This window comes from Stenotrophomonas sp. WED208 (assembly GCF_040984485.1).
GTDB lineage: Bacteria > Pseudomonadota > Gammaproteobacteria > Xanthomonadales > Xanthomonadaceae > Stenotrophomonas > Stenotrophomonas riyadhensis.
On record NZ_JAZARB010000001.1, the window covers coordinates 2,168,130 to 2,187,072 of the forward strand.

16 protein-coding genes are annotated in these 18,943 nt (G+C 66.6%); 4 read left to right on the top strand and 12 right to left on the bottom strand.

What is annotated here, in order from left to right; translation table 11 throughout:
* Positions 1–47 precede the first annotated feature (47 nt).
* Positions 48–614 carry a hypothetical protein gene (locus VPH47_RS09655; RefSeq protein ID WP_368850635.1) on the bottom strand — a complete coding sequence of 189 codons (567 nt, stop codon included), beginning with the start codon at positions 612–614 and terminating at the stop codon, positions 48–50.
* A gap of 236 nt (positions 615–850) precedes the next feature.
* Here VPH47_RS09655 and VPH47_RS09660 point away from each other — a divergent pair, with 236 nt between their 5' ends.
* Positions 851–2,032 (top strand): efflux RND transporter periplasmic adaptor subunit, encoded by a 1,182-nt coding sequence (locus tag VPH47_RS09660; protein ID WP_368850636.1) that lies wholly within the window; start codon positions 851–853, stop codon positions 2,030–2,032.
* Positions 2,033–2,034: 2 nt separating this feature from the next.
* Positions 2,035–3,978: a MacB family efflux pump subunit gene (locus VPH47_RS09665; protein WP_368850637.1), complete on the top strand. Its 1,944-nt coding sequence runs from the start codon at positions 2,035–2,037 to the stop codon at positions 3,976–3,978.
* Between the two features lie 209 nt (positions 3,979–4,187).
* Here VPH47_RS09665 and VPH47_RS09670 read toward each other — a convergent pair whose 3' ends face one another.
* The 4 genes from VPH47_RS09670 to VPH47_RS09685 form a co-directional block, all read right to left on the bottom strand.
* Complete coding sequence (locus VPH47_RS09670) at positions 4,188–5,348, bottom strand: M23 family metallopeptidase (protein ID WP_368850638.1); 1,161 nt, start codon at positions 5,346–5,348, stop codon at positions 4,188–4,190.
* Between the two features lie 77 nt (positions 5,349–5,425).
* Positions 5,426–7,135: a diguanylate cyclase gene (locus VPH47_RS09675; protein ID WP_180853876.1), complete on the bottom strand. Its 1,710-nt coding sequence runs from the start codon at positions 7,133–7,135 to the stop codon at positions 5,426–5,428.
* Between the two features lie 112 nt (positions 7,136–7,247).
* Complete coding sequence (locus tag VPH47_RS09680) at positions 7,248–7,874, bottom strand: DNA-3-methyladenine glycosylase (RefSeq protein WP_368850639.1); 627 nt, start codon at positions 7,872–7,874, stop codon at positions 7,248–7,250.
* A gap of 219 nt (positions 7,875–8,093) precedes the next feature.
* Positions 8,094–8,735 carry a TetR/AcrR family transcriptional regulator gene (locus VPH47_RS09685; RefSeq protein WP_368850640.1) on the bottom strand — a complete coding sequence of 214 codons (642 nt, stop codon included), beginning with the start codon at positions 8,733–8,735 and terminating at the stop codon, positions 8,094–8,096.
* Positions 8,736–8,858: 123 nt separating this feature from the next.
* On the opposite strand from VPH47_RS09685, the gene VPH47_RS09690 reads away from it, so the two are divergent.
* Positions 8,859–11,147 carry a TonB-dependent receptor gene (locus VPH47_RS09690; RefSeq protein WP_204353077.1) on the top strand — a complete coding sequence of 763 codons (2,289 nt, stop codon included), beginning with the start codon at positions 8,859–8,861 and terminating at the stop codon, positions 11,145–11,147.
* A 17-nt stretch (positions 11,148–11,164) separates the two neighbouring features.
* Entirely contained in the window at positions 11,165–12,061 is an 897-nt protein-coding gene (locus VPH47_RS09695; protein ID WP_368850641.1) for a tyrosine-protein phosphatase, read from the top strand.
* A 98-nt stretch (positions 12,062–12,159) separates the two neighbouring features.
* On the opposite strand, the gene VPH47_RS09700 is transcribed toward VPH47_RS09695, so the two are convergent.
* The 7 genes from VPH47_RS09700 to VPH47_RS09730 all read right to left on the bottom strand — a co-directional run bounded on the left by VPH47_RS09700 (position 12,160) and on the right by VPH47_RS09730 (position 18,863).
* On the bottom strand, positions 12,160–12,417 hold the full coding sequence (locus VPH47_RS09700; protein ID WP_049422212.1) for a hypothetical protein: 258 nt from the start codon (positions 12,415–12,417) through the stop codon (positions 12,160–12,162).
* Positions 12,414–13,766 (bottom strand): TFIIB-type zinc ribbon-containing protein, encoded by a 1,353-nt coding sequence (locus VPH47_RS09705; protein WP_153855411.1) that lies wholly within the window; start codon positions 13,764–13,766, stop codon positions 12,414–12,416. The genes VPH47_RS09700 and VPH47_RS09705 overlap by 4 nt, the downstream gene beginning before the upstream one ends.
* Before the next feature lie 21 nt (positions 13,767–13,787).
* Positions 13,788–14,927 carry an SPFH domain-containing protein gene (locus VPH47_RS09710; protein WP_368850642.1) on the bottom strand — a complete coding sequence of 380 codons (1,140 nt, stop codon included), beginning with the start codon at positions 14,925–14,927 and terminating at the stop codon, positions 13,788–13,790.
* Between the two features lie 101 nt (positions 14,928–15,028).
* Positions 15,029–16,000, bottom strand: coding sequence for an NAD(P)-dependent oxidoreductase (locus tag VPH47_RS09715; protein WP_368850643.1), 972 nt, complete (start codon positions 15,998–16,000; stop codon positions 15,029–15,031).
* Between the two features lie 20 nt (positions 16,001–16,020).
* Positions 16,021–17,349, bottom strand: a complete 1,329-nt coding sequence (locus VPH47_RS09720) for a transporter (RefSeq protein WP_368850644.1) — start codon at positions 17,347–17,349, stop codon at positions 16,021–16,023.
* A 46-nt stretch (positions 17,350–17,395) separates the two neighbouring features.
* Positions 17,396–18,145: a hypothetical protein gene (locus tag VPH47_RS09725; protein ID WP_368850645.1), complete on the bottom strand. Its 750-nt coding sequence runs from the start codon at positions 18,143–18,145 to the stop codon at positions 17,396–17,398.
* Between the two features lie 13 nt (positions 18,146–18,158).
* Positions 18,159–18,863, bottom strand: a complete 705-nt coding sequence (locus VPH47_RS09730; protein WP_368850646.1) for a C39 family peptidase — start codon at positions 18,861–18,863, stop codon at positions 18,159–18,161.
* Positions 18,864–18,943 lie beyond the last annotated feature (80 nt).

Here is an 18,943-nt window from a genome sequence, read left to right on the forward strand (position 1 = left end):
CTGCGGGTTCGGGGCAAGGGTGGGCAAGGGTGGGATCAGGGGCAGGGTCATCGTCGGCGCTGCATGTCCTGCGCCTCTTCGTTGGCAGCCCAGGCCAGGGTGGCCAGCACCAGCGTGCGCTGCAGGCTGGGTTCCACTGCACCTGCACCGCGCAGCTGCTGCAGCACCAGGGTGGAGGCCGCCGCCGGCAGCTTGCTCCAGCGCGATGCCATGGGGGTGGTGTTTACCCGGGCCTGCAGCCGCGAGGCCATGCCCAGGATGGCGCGCAGGCGCAGTGCCAGCAGGGCGACGACCACGACAGTGGCTAGGGCGAGCAGCAGATGCAGGGTGACGTCGGCGACCGGGTGCGTTGCCGCCCAGACCGCCAGACCCATCAGCGCCAGCGACGCGAGAGCGCCGGAACGGCCGGTGCCACCGGGCCCATCGCTGCGGAACCCCACCAGGGCGGCGGCCCCGAAGCCCGCCAGCAGCGGGGGTAACGGATCCGACGCGGCCAGCATCCAGCTGGTGGTCGATGCCAACACGACGGCGATCAACCACGGCGAAGGCGCACACCACGCCAGGTAGGCACGGCGCACATCGATGGGTGGCAGGTCTGGATGGGAAAGGGACACGGCAGGCGGGCAGTCGGCGAGGCCGACGAGGCTAGCGACCGTTGATGGAGACTCGGTCGAGATTGTGTCGAGATTGCGTGGACGCAGGCTGCAGCATTCAGGCGCGGGGCTGGTGCCTGAACGGCTGCCGCGCCTCCATGCAATCTCCACAGTGGCTCCAAGAAACGTCCATCCGCGGCTTCCAGACTGCGGTTTCGGCGGTCGCACTGGGCGACTGCATGCAGCCGGGCGTTTCGATGAGCAACCGCAGGACCTGGATCATTGCCGCTACGGTGGCCACATTGGCCGCCGGCGCTGGATGGTGGGCGTTTGCCGGCGGCGATGATGCCGCGCTGATCACCGCGCCGGCAAGGGTGGCAGATCTGGAGAAGACCGTACAGGCGGTCGGCCGGGTCCATCCCAAGGAGCTGGTGGCGGTGGGTGCGCAGGTGTCCGGCCAGGTCAAGCGCCTGCATGTGGTGCTGGGCCAACGCGTACAGGCCGGTGACCTGATCGCCGAGGTCGATTCGCAGCCGCAGCGTATCGCGCTGCGCAGTGCCGAGGCGGCCACCAACACGCTGCGCGCCCAGCATGCCGCCAGCCAGGCCCGCTATGCGCAGGCCAGTCGCGCTTACCAGCGGCAGTCGCAGCTGGTGGCGTCGCGCCTGGTGTCACAGGAAGGTTTCGAAGCCGCACGCGTGGCACGCGATGCGGCACGCTCAGAGGTGGCCGCGCTGCAGGCGCAGATCGACCAGGCCGTGACCCAGGTCGAAACCGCACGGATCAACCTGGGCTATACCCGCATTGTGTCGCCCAGCGACGGCTACATCGTGGCCATCGTCACCAAGGCCGGGCAGACGTTGAACTCGATGCAGACCACGCCGACCATCGTGATGCTGGCGCAGATGGATACGATGACCGTGCGCGCCGAGATCGCCGAGGCCGACGTCGAGCTGGTGGCACCGGGACAACCGCTGTGGTTCTCGACCTTGGGGCCGAGCGGCCGCCGCTATGAATCCCACCTGCAGCAGCTGGAACCGGCGCCGTCCTCGATTGCCGACGTCGCCACCGGCAATGCGGGTGGCTCTGCGCAGACGCCGAAGGCGGTGTACTACGCCGGCCTGTTCGACGTGGCCAATCCCGGCCTGAAGCTGAAGCCTTCGATGACGGTGAAGGTGACCCTGCAGCTGGCGCGGGTCGCCAACGCGCTGCAGGTGCCACTGACGGCGCTGGCCGATTCGGATGGCAAGGACGGCAGCCGCGGAACCGTGCGCGTGGTGGACACGAAGGGCCGCCCCCAGGAGCGTGCGGTGACGACCGGCCTGCGCAACGCCACCGCCGTGCAGATCCTGTCCGGCCTGCGCGAGGGCGAGAACGTGGTGGTCGGGCAGGCGCCCAGCGGCGGCGAATCCGAACCGACCAGCCTGCTGGGGATGTGAGCATGGCCGACGCACTGCTGGAACTGCATGGCGTATCGCGCGCCTATCGCTCCGCTGCCGGCGAGGTGGTGGTGCTGAAGGACGTTTCGCTGCGCATCGATGCCGGCGAGTTCATCGCCATCATCGGCCCCTCGGGCTCGGGCAAGTCCACGCTGATGAACATCCTTGGCTGCCTGGACCGGCCGACCGAGGGCAGCTATCGGGTGAACGGCGAGGCCACCGAGCAGATGGCGCCGGACGCGCTGGCACGTCTGCGCCGCGAGCATTTCGGCTTCATCTTCCAGCGCTACAACCTGATGGAGAACCTGAGTGCCACCGAGAACGTGGCGCTGCCGGCAGTCTATGCCGGCGTGGAGGCGGACGTGCGCACTGCCCGTGCACGCACGCTGCTGGAAACACTGGGGTTGGGCGAACGCATCGCGAACCGGCCGAGCCAGCTGTCCGGAGGCCAGCAGCAGCGCGTGTCCATTGCCCGTTCGCTGATGAACGGCGGCGCGATCGTGCTGGCCGATGAACCCACCGGCGCGCTCGATCACGCCAGTGGCCAGCAGGTGATGGCCGAGCTGAAGCGCCTGCATGCACAGGGCCACACGGTGATCCTGGTGACGCACGATGCAGCGATCGCCGCCAACGCGGCGCGGGTGATCGAGATCGCTGACGGCCGGGTGGTGGCCGACCGCGGCGAGCGGGGATCGCGTGCTGCGGCTGAAACTCCCGGGACCGAATGCGGCGCGTCGCAGGTCACCGAGCGCCGCGCACGCATGGACGCAGTTCGCGAAGCCGCGCGCATGGCCGTGCGCTCGATGCTGGCCCATCGCCTGCGCACGCTGCTGACCATGCTCGGCATCATCATCGGCGTCGCGGCCGTGGTGACTGTGGTTGCGCTGGGCAAGGGTGCACAGGCGCAGGTCGAATCACAGATCAACGAACTGGGCGCCAGTACGCTGGAGATCTTCCCGGGCGCCGATTTCGGTGACCCGCGCTCGGCGGAGATCGAGACACTGGTGGTGGGCGATGCGGACCATCTTGCGGCCTTGAGTTACGTGGACAGCGTGAGCCCGAACCTGAGCGGATCGGTGGCGGCGCTGCAAGGCAACCGGCGTGCCAACACCCAGGTGCTGGGCGTAGGCGCCGACATGCCGCGCGTGCGTGGGCTGCGGCTGAAGGCCGGCCGCTTCTTCACCGACGCCGAAGTGGATGCGCACCGTGCCGTGGGCGTGGTCGACCAGAAGGCGGCCAAAGCGCTGTTCAGCGGCAGCCCGATCGGCAGCACGGTGCTGCTGGGCGGCATGCCGGTGGAGGTGATCGGTGTGGTCGGGGCCAATGCGTTCGCGGGCGGTGCAACCCCGACGGTCTACGTGCCGTATACCTCGGCGGCCTCGCGGCTGCTGGGCAGCGAGCGCCTGGAGAGCATCACGGTGCGCGTGCGCGACAACGTGCCCACCAACGCCGCCGAAGCCTCGCTGGGGGCCGAGCTGGAGCGGTTGCATGGCCGTCGTGACTTCTTCATCTACAACGCCGACCAGATCCGCAAGGCGGTGATGAAGTCCAGCCAGACCATGGCGGCGCTGGTCTCCGCCATTGCCGCCGTGGCGCTGGTGGTTGGCGGGGTGGGGGTGATGAACATCATGCTGGTCTCGGTGAAGGAGCGCGTGCGCGAGATCGGCGTGCGCCTGGCGGTGGGCGCGCGGCAGGGCGACATCCTGCGCCAGTTCCTGATCGAGGCGGTGCTGATCTGCCTGTTCGGTGGCGTGCTGGGGGTGCTGTTCGCGTTCGGGGTGGGGGCGCTGTCCAGCCTGCTGTCGCTGGGTGTGCCGTTCCTGTTCACGGCGGGGCCGGTGCTCGCCGCGCTGGCATGTTCGTCTGCGATCGGGCTTGGCTTCGGCTACTTCCCGGCGCGCAGTGCCGCACAGCTCGACCCGATCCAGGCGCTGGCAGCGGAGTAGGCGCAGGCCCGCTGCAGGACTTGTAGAGCCGAGCCTGCGCTCGGCTGCTCTCCGGCCAGACCACGATGAATCCTGCGCTGCGAGCAGCAAGCCGAGCATGGCTCGGCTCTACACGAGCGGCCGCAGCCGCTGCAGGACATTGTAGAGCCGAGCCTGCGCTCGGCTGCTTTCCGGCTCTACAGGAGCATTCTTGCGGTGGAGTGAACGTGTCAGCGTGGCGGGAAGGCAATGACGATGTCGTTCAGCGGCAGCTGATTCTCACGTGGCACGGCCATGCCGTGCTTCCAGGCTTCCCCTTGGCCGAACAGCTGCGCCTCGCTTTCAGGCCCGAAATCGTCGAAGGCCTGGAAGACGTACGGAATGCCCTCGGAGCCTTCGAACGTGGCCTTGTTGGAAAGCTGGAAGTGCAGATGAGGCGCGGCGGAATTGCCGGACTGGCCGAGCTGGGCCAACGCCTGTCCGCGCTGGACCCGTTGCCCGGGCTCTATCTTGATGCTGCCGGTTCGCAGATGGGCGTAGCTGGCAAACACACCCGGCGAGATTTCCAGGACAACGTAGTTACCGAACAGGCCATCCGCTGTCAGTGAAACGGGTTCCGGCTGCGCGGTCAGCGGCGGATGCTCGGGTTGCCCATCACGGACCGCACGCACGATGCCGTCGGCCACGGCCAGTACGGGGGCGGCATAACCCACCCAGTCCGAATGGTGGGTGTGCTGCAGATCCCGGGCCGTTGGACGCACGGCGCGCCCACGTTCGTCGACGCCGACCAGGTCGAGCGCGAAGCGCTGTGGAATGGTCAGATCACCATTCACCGCCACCAGGCTGCCCCAGTGGTGTGACTGCGCCGCGCCGGGCCCTTCATGGGCCAGCCATCGACCGCCTTGCAGGGGCGGACCGAGCGTCCTCACCGGCGCCGCGTTGACCGCAACGTGGGCGCCATCCAGTTCCACACTGCCGCCGCGCTCGGTGCCCAGCCGCATGCGGTGGCGAAGGATGTGCGGCACGTTACCGGTGGCTGGCAGGGACAGCCACAGGAACACCACCAGGCGCTTTCCCGCTGCAATGGAGATGGCGCCATCCTCTGGAGGCGACGGCCGTACCCAATGGCGCAGGGCAGGGGCATCCAGGCTCAGCAGCGGGGTTTCGGCGTCGTCGCCGAACACCTGCAGCGATTGCGGCTGCAGCGCCCCGGTGTCGCCGTAGTAGTTGGTGATGTGCAGCTCGTAGGCCAGATGGCGCAGGCCGTCGCTGCCAACGAAGGGAGTCGGTACGAAGGGCACCCGTGCTTCGACCGGCGCAGGTGCTGGCGCTGACAGGGTGAGGGAAGGAAGCAGTAACAGCAGCAGAGCCAGGCAGACGCTGCGGATCATGCGTGTTCCCCCAGGCCGACGGTGGCCGCTGCCGAGCATAGCGCTACGCCGGGGGCGCCGGTACACCGGCGGGCGTATCAGGGCGCTGGCCGTGGATGTTGGCGCACGCGTGCGCGCTCGCGATACAGGCGGCTGTCGGCACGCTGCAGGGTATCGGCCACCGACTCGCCGGGGCTGTGATGGGTCGCGCCCAGTGAGAACGGTGTGGGTGACTGTGCAGCCTGCTGCGCATACCACTGCTCGAGCGCGGCCAACCGACCCGGTTCCGGTGCGGTTAGCACCACCATGAATTCGTCGCCGCCCATGCGCACCACGTTCTCCGCCGCGCCCAGCGGCGAGCGCAGGAAGGCTGCGAATTCGACCAGCACCGTGTCGCCCCGCGCATGGCCCTGGGTGTCGTTGATCTGCTTGAAATGATCCAGATCGAACATCAGGCAGGCCCAAGGCTGGTCGATCAGTTCGTCCAGGCGGGGCAGGAAGCGGCGGTTGTAGCTCTGGGTGAGTGGATCCTTGAAGGACATCTCGCGCAACTGCTGTTCCTGCATCCGCAGCGCCGTGACGTCCTGCGCATGGCCGAGCACGTAGGGTGGGGTGGCCTCGTTGTCGAGCACGTTGTGATACGCCCAGAAATGCCGGGTACCATCGGCGGCGATCAGCTCGATGACGCCGGCATCGGTGTGGTTGACTGCGATGCGATCAAGATAGGCCTTGAACGCGGCCCGCTTCTCCGGCGGCATCAGGTCGCACAGGCTGCGCCCGATCATGTAGCTCTCATCGAATCCCAGCGACTGCACGGCTGCCGGGTTCACCGAGGTCAGCACGCCATCCAGCGTGTGCGTGCAGATCAGGCCAAGGCTGTAGTGGAACAGCCGCCGGTAGCGGGTTTCGCTGGCCTCCAGTGCATCCAGCGCGGCGCGCTCCTCGGTGATGTCCTGGATGGCGCCGACCAGCCGAGGCCGCCCATCGATCTGCTGCCGGCCGCCGACCACACGGGTCCAGATGGCCCGTTCATCGGCGGTGGTCATCGGCAACTGCACTTCCCAGGAGATGCCTTCATCGATGCAGCGCTGCACCGCTGTGCGGATGATGTTGCGGCTGTCCTCGCGATAGAACGACAGCGCGGTTTCGAGCGTTGGTTCGAAGTTGCTGCGCACGCCGTGGATCTGCTTGGTCTCGCGGGTCCAGCGGACCTCGTTGCTGGCCAGGTCCATTTCCCAGCCACCCACCCGCGCCGCGCGGTTGGTGCGCTCCAGGAAGTCCTCGCTGCGCTTCAATTCGCGATGCAGGGCCTTGGCCTGGCCGACCTGCGCCATCAGCGTGCTGCGCTGCTCCAGTACCTGGGTGGTGACCCGGGCCAGATGCACCATCAGTTCGCGTTGCGAAGGCGACAGCACGCCGGGCATCGGGTCGAGCAGGCACAGTGTTCCGATGCGTGCGCCGTGCGCCGAGCCGAGTGAGATGCCTGCGTAATGGCGGATGCGTGGACCAGCGGTGACCAGCGGATTGCTGGCGAAGCGCGGGTCCTGGCGCGCGTCGGGAATCTCGAACAGCGTGTCCTGCTGGATGGCATGGGTGCAGAACGAAATCTCGCGTGCGGTCTCGCTGACGCCTTCCAGCCCGATGTTGGCCTTGAACCACTGCCGCTCGTCGGCCACTACCGAGATCAGCCCCATGGTCATGCCGGTGGCGGCACGGGCGGCGGCGACGATCGCATCGAAAACAGGCTCTGGCGGCGTGTCGAGCAGGTGCAGGCGGTCGAGTTCAAGCAGTCGTTCGGCTTCGTCCATGGCGCTTTTCAGGGCAGGGTGGCGAGGGCGGCTTCGGCTGTCGGGCACTACGCTAGTGCGTACCGCGTTATGTATCGCCACGACGGGGTGATGCCGACGTGACGCATCCCGGTCAGGGTTTGCGAAGCCCTCGCGGGGGAAGCGCCGAAACGTGACGGTGGTCGCGAACATGCCAGCGCCAGGGGAAGTCCACCGCACGGGTGATGCCGATACGGGGCCCGACGACCGGGTCGAGTGGCGGTGCGGTGCCATCACTGGCAATGACAATGCCGTGGCTGCCGGTCACCAGATCCGCGCCATCGAAGCTGCGGTCCAGCCCGAACGCCTGCGAGAGCTTGCCGGGACCGCTGGCCAGATCGTGGTCGCGCCGGGCCGCGGGGCGTAGTTCACGCATTCGCTCCAGCCCCGTCAATGGCTCGGCCGCGCGCAGCAGGACGGCGACGCCTTCGCCGATTTCGCCGCAGACCACGTTGCTGCCCCAGTGCATGCCGTAGGTGAAGTAGACATACAGATGGCCGGCCTCGCCGAACATGGCGGCGGTGCGCGGCGTTTGCCCACGGTAGGAGTGTGCGGCTGGATCGATGCTGCCGGCATAGGCCTCGACCTCGACGATGCGCGCCGCGCGACCATCGTCGCGCACGAGCAGCTTGTTGAGCAGCTCCGGCGCAACGTCGGTCGATGGACGCTGGTAGAACTGTCGGGGAAGAATCTTCCAATGTTCGGGCAACCCATCCAGCACGACTGAGGCTCACGTTGCGGTAGAAGCCTGCAGTGTGGCGGCTTCGCGGTGAAGCTGTTGGGTAATGCCGGTCGATTGGCGGGCAGGCGACGCAACGTCTGCATCACGGAGCTTTCCGCCAGCAGCCGCAATGGTGGGCTGCATAGGCTGGGTAGTGCCGGCCGCTGGCCGGCAACTTCGTGACGCCGGGGTACTGCAGATGCCGGCCAGCGGCCGGCACTACTCCATTACACGACCAATCGCATCGGCCAGCAGGGCGCGGACCCGTTCCGACGGCAGGTCGGGGTCGCGCACGGCACGCATGGCCAGGCCTTCCACCAGCAACCGCAGCAGCAGGGTGCGTCCTGCGATGCCTTCCTCGTCGACGCGCCGGCCCAGATTGAGGTCACGCTGGCGCAGCCAGGCATGGATCGCGGCGCTGGTCTGCTTGTCGTGGGTGCGCAGCACCTCGGCCAGCACAGGGTCGCGGTGAGCCTCGGCGTTGATTTCCGCATACAGCGCCACGCTGGCAATGGCATTGCCGTGGATCGGCAGCACCTCGCCGCGTGCCCATTGCTGGTAGCAAGCGAGCAGGCCATCGACCAGATCCGAGGCCGCCGGCATCTCGCTGATCGAGGCCTGGTCGTGACGCAGCTGGCGTTCGATCAGGGCCAGGATCAGGGCGCGCTTGTTGGCGAAATAGCGGTACATCAGCCCCTGGCTGATCTCGGCCTCGGCGGCGATATCGCCGATGGAGCCGGCATGGAAACCGCGGGTGATGAAGCACTTCTGGGCGGCGTCGAGGATGCGACGGCGCTGGGCTTCGGCATGGGCGGCGGCAGGGGCGTCAGCGGGTACGGCTACGGCGGTTTTCGGCGTCATTGCGTGAAGTCGGGGCGTCCAGAGGCGGGATAGTACGTCACAAAAGGTGTGAATGAACGGTCATTCATTTGTAATTCCCGCCTCCCAGACTGCGCCGGCCTTCTCCTTCCGCGAATGAGTCCGATGCGCCACGCCCTGCTGCACCGCCCGCTGCTCACCCTCGCCATTGCCGCCGCGCTGCCGGCACTGGCCCATGCCGAAGACAGTCCCAGTGCCGACGCCGAGGCATCCGCCGAGGCCGCGCGCACCGTCGTTGCCCTCGACCAGGTGATGGTGACCGCGCAGAAACGCGCCACCAACCTGCAGGAGACCCCGATCTCGGTATCGGTGGTCGATGCCGAAGCGCTGAAGGACCGCAGCGCGATTTCGCTGGGCAGCCTGTCCGATGGCTCAATCCCGTCGCTGCGGGTCACGCCGTTCGCTACCCGCAGTTCGGCGCTGAACATCGGCATCCGTGGCATCGGCGCTTCCGGCGACGCCAACCAGCCGGCCCGCGACGCCGGCGTCGGTATCTACGTCGACGGGGTGTTCATGGGCCGCGCACAGGGCCTGGGCAACATGCTCTACGACGTGGAGCGTATTGAAGTACTGAAGGGCCCGCAGGGCACGCTGTTCGGCCGCAATACCGAAGGCGGCGCAGTGAGCATCGTGACCAAGGCACCCACCGGCGAATTCGGCGGCAGCGTCAGCGCCGGCGTGTCCAACTTCAGCGGCTACAACAGTGCGCTGCACCTGGACCTGCCCAAGGTGGGCGATGTCAGCTTCAAGATCGACGCCGTGCAGGCCAAGCGTGGCGGCACCACCGACAACCCGATGCGCGGCGAGCGCGACTTCAACAGCTACGACAAGCGCGGCGCACGCCTGAGTGCGCTGTGGCAGCCGAGCGATGACTTCTCGCTGCTGTACGCGTTCGATCGCTCCTACGACGCCACCACGCCGTACCACACCCAGGTGCTGGTGCCGGGCGCGTACCTCAGCCCGTTGCAGAAGGCCGGCGCCAGCCTGGACCGCCGCGACAGCGCTATCCTCGGTGGACCGCAGGAAGACAACATCGGGCGTACCAGCGGCCATCTGTTGAACCTGTCGTGGACGCTGAATGACAACCTGGAGCTGAAGTCGATCAGCTCATACCGTGAACTCACCCAGGGCCAGTTCGACATGGGCCTGGTCGATGCGATTTCCGCTTACGGTGGTGCAGGGACGCCGTTCGGTCGTTACAGCCTGGCGCAGGTCTATCAGCACCAGTACAGCCAGGAATTCCAGCTGATCGGCAATACCTCGCAGGTGCAGTTCCTCGGCGGAGCGTTCTACTACCACGAGACTGCCGGTGACAATGCGCAGACCCCGAACATGCTGGTCTGGGGGCCGGGTGGCAACAGCTACACTGTGAATCCGGCGACCAACCCGCTGGATCTCTCGCGGGTACGCATCGACCGCGCCAGCAAAGCGTGGACGGACAGCCTGGGCGTGTTCGGCCAGGCCACGTGGACGCCGGAAGCACTGCAGCGCCTGCACCTGACTGCCGGCGGTCGCTACACCCGTGACGACAAGAAGGGCAGTCTGTACACCGTCAACGGCGCGGCGACGAATCTCGCTTTCAAGGACCGCTGGAGCCGTTTCGACCCGATGGTCAACATCGCCTACGACCTCGGCGAGCACGCGATGGTCTACGCCAAGTACAGCACGGGCTTCAAGGCCGGTGGTGCCAACTCGCGCTCGACCAACTACACCGCGTTCGGTCCGGAAGAAGTGACCGCCTACGAGCTCGGCTTCAAGTCGCAGTTCTGGGACAACCGCGCCCGCCTGAACCTGGCGCTGTTCGATTCGACCATCGCGCACAAACAAATGGACTTCTCGCTGCCGTTCGACCCGAACAGCGGCGAAACCCGCACCACCATGGTCACCACCAATGCACTGAGCGATGGCAAGTCCCGGGGTGCGGAGCTGGAGTTCAACGTGATGCCGGTCGACAACCTCACGCTCGGCCTCAACTACGCCTACACGAAGATCGATGCGCAGACAGCAACCGACCCGTTCGGTGCGGGCGTGCAGGTGACCGTGCAGCCGCTGTTGGCGCCGAAGAACGCGGGCAGCCTGTCGGTCGACTATCTGGTCCCGTTCGCCAACTTCTCGGCGCTGAAATTCCATGTGGACGGCAACTGGTCCGATGGCTACTACACCAGCGAGTACGACCAGATGCTGACCGACAGCTCGTTCGTGGTGAATGCACGGGTGGCGCTGGTGGATGTGCCGGTCAACAGCACCGGCACCACCATGTCGTTCTCGCTGTGGGCACGCAACCTGCTGGATGAGCAGCACCTGTTCTACAAGCTCAACAGCCCGGCGCTGGGCCAGACCGGCATCTTCAATGACCCGCGCACCTTCGGCCTGGACGTGGCCGTCAACTTCTGATTCGAACGGAGAACTCCATGAAGCACCGCTCTACCGAACTTGTCCTGGCCCTGATGCTCAGCCTGCCGCTGGCCGTGACCGCCATTGCTGCCGATGCACCGCAGGCCACCGCCGCAAAGCCGACGGCCGCTGCCAACGTGAAGCCGGTCGCTGCCGACGCGCAGCGGGTGATCCCGCTGCAGGGAGCCTGGAACGTGCGCACCTTCGCCGGCCTGCAGGGCCGCCATGGCCCGATTCCGGCCGATGCGTTCGTGCGCACCGCCGATCTCGGCCGCCTCACCGATGCCGACCGCGACGCCCTGGCCGCGGCCGGCGTGAAGCTGGACATCGACCTGCGCACCGCCGATGAGGAAGCGCAGTCACCGGACCTGCTGGCCAGGGATGATCGCTTCGACTACCAGCGCATCTCGCTGATGGGCACGGAGAAGATGGACCTGCAGAAGATGATGACCAGCTTCCCCGATTCGCTCGGCGAAGCCTATGTGCAGTGGCTGGGCCACAGCCAGCCGCAGTTCAAGCAGGTGTTCCAGCGCATCGCCGCGCAACAGGATGGAGCCGTGCTGTTCCATTGCACGGCCGGCAAGGACCGTACCGGCATCATCGCTGGCCTGCTGCTGGACCTGGCAGGCGTGCCGAAGGCCGAGATCGTGCACAACTACGCGATCTCCGCGCACTATCTGGAAGGGCAGCCGAAGGACAGTGCGATGAACGCGCAGATCATGGCGCTGATCAAGCAGAACCCGCAGATCGCCCGCAAGATGGCTGGCATGTCCGGTACCGCACCGGACAACATGGAGCAGTTCCTGGCGGCACTGCACAGCCAGTACGGTGGTGCGGAGGGCTACCTGAAGTCGATCGGGGTCAGCGAGCAGGAGATCCAGCAGCTGAAGGTGCGGCTGGGGCAGGCCGGCTGAGGGTAGTGCCGGCTGCTGGCCGGCTCCCCGGTGACGTCAAGCGAACGAGGCAATGCCGGCCAGCGGCCGGCATTGCCGCAGCCAGGTACGGCCTGGCCCTACCGGTCGGGCTTTACCCTGGCAACCCGTATCCGGTACTGGTACACGTTGTCGCCTTCGATGCGCGTGGCCTCCGTGCCGCGCACCTGGCCGACCTTCTGGTTCGAGCCCGTGACCGGCTTCGCCTGCACCTCGGTTTCGTGTTCGAAGGAATGCGATTTGTCGGTGTTGCGGTAATAGCGGTACAGCGCCCAGTACAGCGCAGTTGCGCCGGCCGGACCTGCCGCCAACAGCCAGAGGCCGCTATCGTCGCTCATGAGGTCGCCATCAGGATGAGGATTGCCAGTGCTTCGATGACCGTGCCGGCCGTCAGCGCCGCCAGCAGCATCTTCCACTGCTGCACGGGCACGCTGCCCATGGTCTCGCCGGTGCGGCCGTTCACGGCGATGTAGTGCAGCATGCCGCCGTTCTTGCCGGGCTGGTGGTACGAGTAGAGCCAGACCGGCAGGTACATCGACACCCAGCGGGTGCCATGCACTTCCAGCTGTTCCTGCTCCCAGCGCACGCCGCGGTTGTAACCGCGCACCGAGGACTCCACCTGCGATCGAGCAATCGACAGCAGCTGGTCCTCCAATCGTGGCCGCAGCGCCTCCACGTCCAGGTTGCGCTTCTCCGAGGTGAAGCCAGCCAGGTACGAGGCGTTCCACTTCACCGCGTTCTTGGTATCGAACGGCAGGATGGTGTTGATGATGTTGTTGGTGTTGGCGCGGATATCCAGATTGCCGCGTTCTGCGGACGATTCCAGCGGCAGATCATCGACCGTGAAGTCGACCTGGCGCTCGATCTGGTAGATGTCAGCGTCATACACGGTGCGCTTGTTCTTTTCGCTGCCCACCGTGTACTGGCGGGTCTGGATCTCGCCCTTGCCGGCCACGGCCGCGCTGACATTGCTGTCGACGATCATGTAGGGCAGGAACACACCCACCACGTTTTCCGGGGTGAACTGTTCCTTGAACGCCTTCAGCGCGAACAGCCGGCGCTTGTCGACGAACTGGCGGATGCGCGCGACCGCATCGTCCTTCTTGATATGGAAGGGCAGTACCGCATCAGGCACCGCGCCATTGCTGATCTGTTCGTTGACGCCGAACACATGGCGGCACCAGTGGCAGCGCGCCGTCATCGTGCTCTCGGTGTTGACCGTGACTTCGGCGCCACAGCCCGTGCACTTGAAGGTCATCAACGCCGAGGTGTCGGCATCGATGTCGCGTGCGCCGGAGGCGATGACGGTGCCGCGCAGCTGGTCGATGGCCTCGCCCAGCCCGAACTCCTCCTCGACCCGCGCACCATGCCATTCGTGACGGCAGTACAGGCAGACCAGGATATCGGTACCGGCCTTGGGCCGGATGTCGGTGGCGCCGCACTTCGGGCAGCGGTTGAGGCCGTCCTTCAGCTCGCTGGCCGAAGTATCGATGGCGACCGGATCAGGCGCTTCCACTTCATCGCGGATGGCCTGCGGCAGCGTCGAGGTGTCCAGCGGGAAGCTGCCGGGCAGGGGAGGCACGTCCTGCGGCGAACCCGGCCCGTCCAACGACGCCGCCGGCAAGGGCGGTGGCGTCGCGGGCGCGGATCCGGGCAGCGGCGGTGGGCCGTTTCGGGGATCGGACATGTTGGTTGCGTGCCCTGCCGGTTACAGGCCCAGTGCCTTGGCCTTGAGCGCGTCGTAGTCGCTCTGGGTGATCAGGCCCAGGTCCAGCATTTCCTTGGCCTTCTTCAGCTTGGCGACCGGATCGTCGGCAACCGGGGTGACCGGCTGCTGCATGCCGCCGACACCGAACATGCCCGAGGCCATGCCGACGCCGACCAGGCCTGCCGCGCCGCCGTTCTCACCGGCTGACTGGATGCCCTGGGCGACGCTGGCCTGCAGGTTGGAATTGCCGCGCGAACCGGACAGCGCATCGGCGCGCTGCACGGTCTTCAGCAGTTCGCGGGTATTGGCGTCGTACTCGATCGAGACGATGGCGGTCTTGACGATGGCCAGGCCGCGATCGGACTTCCACTGGTAACCCTGCTCGACCGCGGCCGACAGGCTCTGCGCGAAGCCCAGCGAGTCCTGCTGCAGCTTGGTGATGCGGTTGCCCTTGCTCGGATCGTTCGTGTACAGGCTGAAGGCGGGAGCCAGCGAACCGACCACTTCATTGAACAGCTGGCTGGCGGCGGCGTTGTCCAGGTCGGTGAAATCGAACACCTGGCCCGGCTGCAGGTAGCTGGCCGGCACGAAGTTCTTCACGAACAGGATCGGGTCGACGATCTTCAGCGTGTAGGAGCCGCGGGTGACCGCGCCGACCTGGGTATTGAGGAAGCCGTCGTCCCAGTAGATTTCCGACTGGGTGCCGAAGCGGTTGTCCGGCAGCTCCTTCAGCGAGACGAAGTACGCGGCCTGCTGCGAACCCGGCTGGCCGCCGAACTTGAAGCGCTCCCAGCTCTGCTTGATGAAGGTGCTGACCAGGCCGTCTCCGGCGAAGATCGACTGCGAGTTGAGATCGTCCGAACGCCACTCGTAGCCGCCCGGTTCGGCGACAAACGCCGTGATCGCGCCGTCCTGGAACAGCAGCAGGCCATAGCCCTCCGGCACGATGATCTTCGAACCGTTGGTGATGATGTTGGACGAGCCGCTGGTGTTGGAACCGCGGCCGGCATTGATGCCCTGCGGCACCGCCGCGAACAGGGCCGCCGTGGACGGCAGGCCCGTCGGCACGGTGTAGAAGTCCTTCCACTGGTCGGCCAGCACACCGCCTACCGCACCCTTCACCGCCTGTACCAGACCCATGTCCAACTCCCTGTGATTCGAGGGCAGGCACCGTGCCTGCCGAGCTTGGCTGAATATAGCAGCGGCCGGGGGCGGCTGTGGTGCCGGAACATGAATCCGTATCAAGCGCCGCTGTCAGCGCCCTGGACCTGCCGGATCGCCTGCACGACGGCTGCCATGTCCAGCCCACCCAGCCCCATCTGCTGAGTGCGGGCGAACAGCACGTCGCTTGCTTCGATCAAGGGCGCCTGTACGCCGGCGCTGCGGGCGGCTGCCGCCACCAGCTGGCTGTTCTTCAGCACGTCGGTAATGGAAGCCTGCACTGTAAAGTCGTCGCGGATCATCTTGTCCAGCTTGATCCGCGAAACCTCACTGGCCATCGGCCCGGCGTTGAGTACCTGGGCAAAGCGCTCCAGCGCGATGCCATGTGCCTCGGCGAAATGCACGGCTTCGGCCAGACCGGTGACCAGGGTGATCAGGAACAGGTTCACCGCAAGCTTCATCTGCAGGCCTGCCGGGACCTCGCCACAGGCGACAATCTGCCGCCCCAACGAGGCCAGCAAGGGCTCTGCCTCGGCCAGATCTGCTTCGTTGCCTGCCAGCATGACCACCAGCTGTGCCGCCTCGGCCTGCAGGCGTGACCCGGAGACCGGCGCTTCGACATAGCGCCCACCTGCGCGACGGACCTGATCGGCCAGCGCCCTTGAGTAGGCGGCGGAGCTTGTGCCCATGTTGATGAGCAGATGCCCTTGCACGCGCGCGTCGAAGTCATCGGAACCGCGCAGCAGCACGGCGTCGATGGCTTCATCGTTGGCCAGCATCATGATGATCGTGTGGCAGGCGTTGAATACCTCCTGCACGGATCCGGCGCGCTCTATGCCCGCCGAGCGCGCTGCCTCGTCGTTGCGGCTGGAGCGTGACCATGCCAGTACGCGGTTCCCGGCGCGGGCCAGGTTGACGGCCATGGGCGTCCCCATCACGCCTAGACCGATGAATCCGATGGACATGGTGCGACCCACGCGACAGGAAGGAAGACCATCATGACCCAGAACCGCGCCGGATTGAGTGCATGGGGGCGCGTGAAGCATGGCCATTGATACCATTCAGTTCATTTCTAGAGCATGTAAGGGATCTTGAACGCCAACGTGAAGTCCGGTGCATCCGGGGTCAGCCCGATGCCGAGCAACGTCACCAACGTGGTGTGCTGGTTCAACGCATAGGTCACGCCCAGGTTCAGTGATGCCGCGTTGGCATCGCTGCCGATCACCTTCATCCACTTGCCGCCCTGGAAGCGGGTGGAGGCGCGGGCACTGATGCGGTCACTGAAGGACAGGCTGAGGCTGGTGCGTTCGTTGAAGGCGAATGCCACGCCCGCGCCGAAGTACACCGAACCACCCAGCTTCACGTCGCTCGGGTTGACCGTGTCCGGATTGCTGTCGATGTCACTGAAGCCCCGCGGGAACGAGTGCACGTAGCCCAGGTTGGCGAACAGGATGGCCGGGTCGGCGGTCTTCACCATCGACAGGCCGACGTTGGCCTGCCAGACACCATTGCCGGTGGGTTGCTCGCGCGGCACGGCGAAGCGGATGTAGTCGTCGTCATCGCGCTCGATCACCTTCCAGTCCAGGCCGTAGGGCGCACGCCCGGTGGGGGCGGTGACACCGGCGGTGAGCACGGTCTCCGGGCGCCAGCCGCGTTCGCCGAACAACCGGTAGTTCGCGCTCAGGCCGATATCACCCAGGCCGTTGCCGTTGGTCTCTTCCTGTGCAATGGCGGCGGCTGCTCCGCCGGCGCCGCCTTTCTGGTACACCGTGCGCCGTGCGAGGTAGGGCACGTCCAGGTTCAAAGTCAGGTTCGGGCTGACGCCCCAGCGAGCGGCCAGGTTGTAGGTGAGCGAATCGGATTCGACGTTCTCGATGGCGATGTTGCCGAGGAAGATCGCGTCCAGGGCCAGGAAGCCATTGAGGGTGAGCTGCTTGCGGTCGTAGCGGGCGTAGGTGAGGCTGTTCTCGATGGTGAAGCGGCGTGAGAACAGCGCAGACTGCTGCTGCTTCACGTCGTCCACGCTGCGCCGCGACTCCTGCCTGGCCTGCTGCGCCTCGGCGGCGGTGCTGGCGTATCCCTCGCTGCCCGGCGGAACGGCTGCACCACTCTGTAGAGTCGAGCCATGCTCGACTGCCGTGCCCGTGCCCGTGCCCGTGCCCGCTGCCGATCCTTGCCCGATGGCCGCCGTACGCCCACTCAAGCGCGCCTGCATGGCCTGCACCTGCATGTCCAGTTCGCGTAACCGCCGCACTTCCTGTGCGTAGTTGGCCTTCAGTTGTTCCAGCTGGTTGGCCAGGGCCTGCACGTCCGCGCCGTCGTCGGACGTCGGCGGTGCGGCAAGGGCGGTGCCCGCCAGCGCCGCCAGCGCCAACGGGGTGATCCTCATCAGGGTGTGCATGTTGGTGTCCTGCGTTGTGGAGCGTTTCCCCCAATGCCAGGCCCTGTTACTGGCCTGGCCCCATGCCGCGGTTCAACGCAATCGCCTGGGCCACGTTCTGGCTCAACGGCAGGTTGCTGCCCACGGCGTTGCGCACCAGCTCCAGCCGCAGCTGGTTACTGGCGATCTGGCCGTCACCGGCGAGGGCGATACCCTGGCCGACGCTGCCATTGCGGATCCACTGCTGCACCAGCCCCTGGCCATCCACCTGCAGCAGCAGGCGTGCCTGGTTGCCTTCCAGCACGGCGGTCGCGCTGGCGCCGGCCTGCTGCGCGGTGACGTTGCCTGCGCCATCTGAGAGAACGGCTGGCACGCCACCCTCGCGGACGGTCAGCGTGGTGACGTTGCGCGCGACATTGCCATCGCCGGCCACCTGCACGCTCTGCACCAGGCCGCTGGCGTTGGCCAGGCCGCTGCTGTCGATGCTGCGTCCGTGGGTATCGGGCAGCGGCGCATCGGCTGCCGTGACATGCACGCTGGGCTGGAAACTCAGCTTCGGCGCGCCACCACCACGGAAGTCCATGCCCAGGGTGAGGCTGCCCTGCAGCGTCGCGCCGTTGCTGGCCTGCCACTGCGACACCATGGTGACCCCGAACCAGGCAACGTTGTTGCCACCCACGGTGTAGCGCCCCCGCATCAGGCTCAGTTCCGGGTCCGGAATTTCCTTCAGGCCGCGACCGGGAGCGCCCTCTGCCGCCTGCAGGGGCAGGGAAGAGAAGGCCAGCAGCAGAGCCATCATCATCGGTTGGCGGAACATGGTCGAACCTCCTTCAGAACAGGTCGGCGTGGCTGAAGCCGAAGTCGACCAGTTCGGCATCGGTGATCGGCCCTTGCCGCGCGTAGAGCGCGCGGGCGCTTGGCCGTTCGCTGGGTTGCAGCAGAACCGTGTTGCGATCGAAATCGCTGCCGATCACCACGAATACCGCTCGCGATGGCCATGCAGCGAGGAACTCGGGCAGCGCCAGGCTGCGGTTGCCAAGGATGGGATCAGCGACCTCGACCACACCGTCGCGAACCTGCTTGAGCACCACGAAATGACGGAAGCCGCGCACGTCCATCAGCACCAGCCCCGGCACGCGCAGGGTGCGCAGGCGAGCCTCGTCGATGCGGTAGCCGCGTCCGCGCATGCCCAGCGATTCCACGTAGCGCTTGATGTCGAGCAGTGAGAAGCCGCGCTCGGCCACCAGCGCCGGATCGGAGACCCCCATCATCCCCTCGATCACCGTTGCTTCATCGGTATCCAGGTGATAGGCATGGCGCAGGATCGTCGCCAGAGCCGCCGCGCCGCAGCTGTAGTCGGTGTGCTGGCGCACCACGTTGCGGTAGCGCCGCTCCTGCATGCTCTCCACCTTCTGCTGCAGCAGTGCCCCGTTGGGCAGCACGCCACTGAAGCGGACATCGCCCGCCCATGCCGATGCCGTACCCAGCAGCAACAGGCAGGGCAGCAGGCGCAGTGAGCGTCGGCAAAGGATCATCACGTTCTCCGGCAGCAGGGGGGAGCCCCTGTCCCAAGGGGGAGGAGGAACAGGGGCTCCCGGGAACCCGGCCATTGGCG

Excerpts from the sequence above, each read along its gene's own strand:
- VPH47_RS09660 (WP_368850636.1), top strand. The coding sequence starts at position 851 with ATGAGCAACCGCAGGACCTGGATCATTGCCGCTACGGTGGCCACATTG.
- VPH47_RS09665 (WP_368850637.1), top strand. The coding sequence starts at position 2,035 with ATGGCCGACGCACTGCTGGAACTGCATGGCGTATCGCGCGCCTATCGC.
- VPH47_RS09670 (WP_368850638.1), bottom strand. The coding sequence starts at position 5,348 with ATGATCCGCAGCGTCTGCCTGGCTCTGCTGCTGTTACTGCTTCCTTCC.
- VPH47_RS09675 (WP_180853876.1), bottom strand. The coding sequence starts at position 7,135 with ATGGACGAAGCCGAACGACTGCTTGAACTCGACCGCCTGCACCTGCTC.
- VPH47_RS09685 (WP_368850640.1), bottom strand. The coding sequence starts at position 8,735 with ATGACGCCGAAAACCGCCGTAGCCGTACCCGCTGACGCCCCTGCCGCC.
- VPH47_RS09690 (WP_204353077.1), top strand. The coding sequence starts at position 8,859 with ATGCGCCACGCCCTGCTGCACCGCCCGCTGCTCACCCTCGCCATTGCC.
- VPH47_RS09695 (WP_368850641.1), top strand. The coding sequence starts at position 11,165 with ATGAAGCACCGCTCTACCGAACTTGTCCTGGCCCTGATGCTCAGCCTG.
- VPH47_RS09700 (WP_049422212.1), bottom strand. The coding sequence starts at position 12,417 with ATGAGCGACGATAGCGGCCTCTGGCTGTTGGCGGCAGGTCCGGCCGGC.
- VPH47_RS09705 (WP_153855411.1), bottom strand. The coding sequence starts at position 13,766 with ATGTCCGATCCCCGAAACGGCCCACCGCCGCTGCCCGGATCCGCGCCC.
- VPH47_RS09710 (WP_368850642.1), bottom strand. The coding sequence starts at position 14,927 with ATGGGTCTGGTACAGGCGGTGAAGGGTGCGGTAGGCGGTGTGCTGGCC.
- VPH47_RS09715 (WP_368850643.1), bottom strand. The coding sequence starts at position 16,000 with ATGGCCATGCTTCACGCGCCCCCATGCACTCAATCCGGCGCGGTTCTG.
- VPH47_RS09720 (WP_368850644.1), bottom strand. The coding sequence starts at position 17,349 with ATGCACACCCTGATGAGGATCACCCCGTTGGCGCTGGCGGCGCTGGCG.
- VPH47_RS09725 (WP_368850645.1), bottom strand. The coding sequence starts at position 18,145 with ATGTTCCGCCAACCGATGATGATGGCTCTGCTGCTGGCCTTCTCTTCC.
- VPH47_RS09730 (WP_368850646.1), bottom strand. The coding sequence starts at position 18,863 with ATGATCCTTTGCCGACGCTCACTGCGCCTGCTGCCCTGCCTGTTGCTG.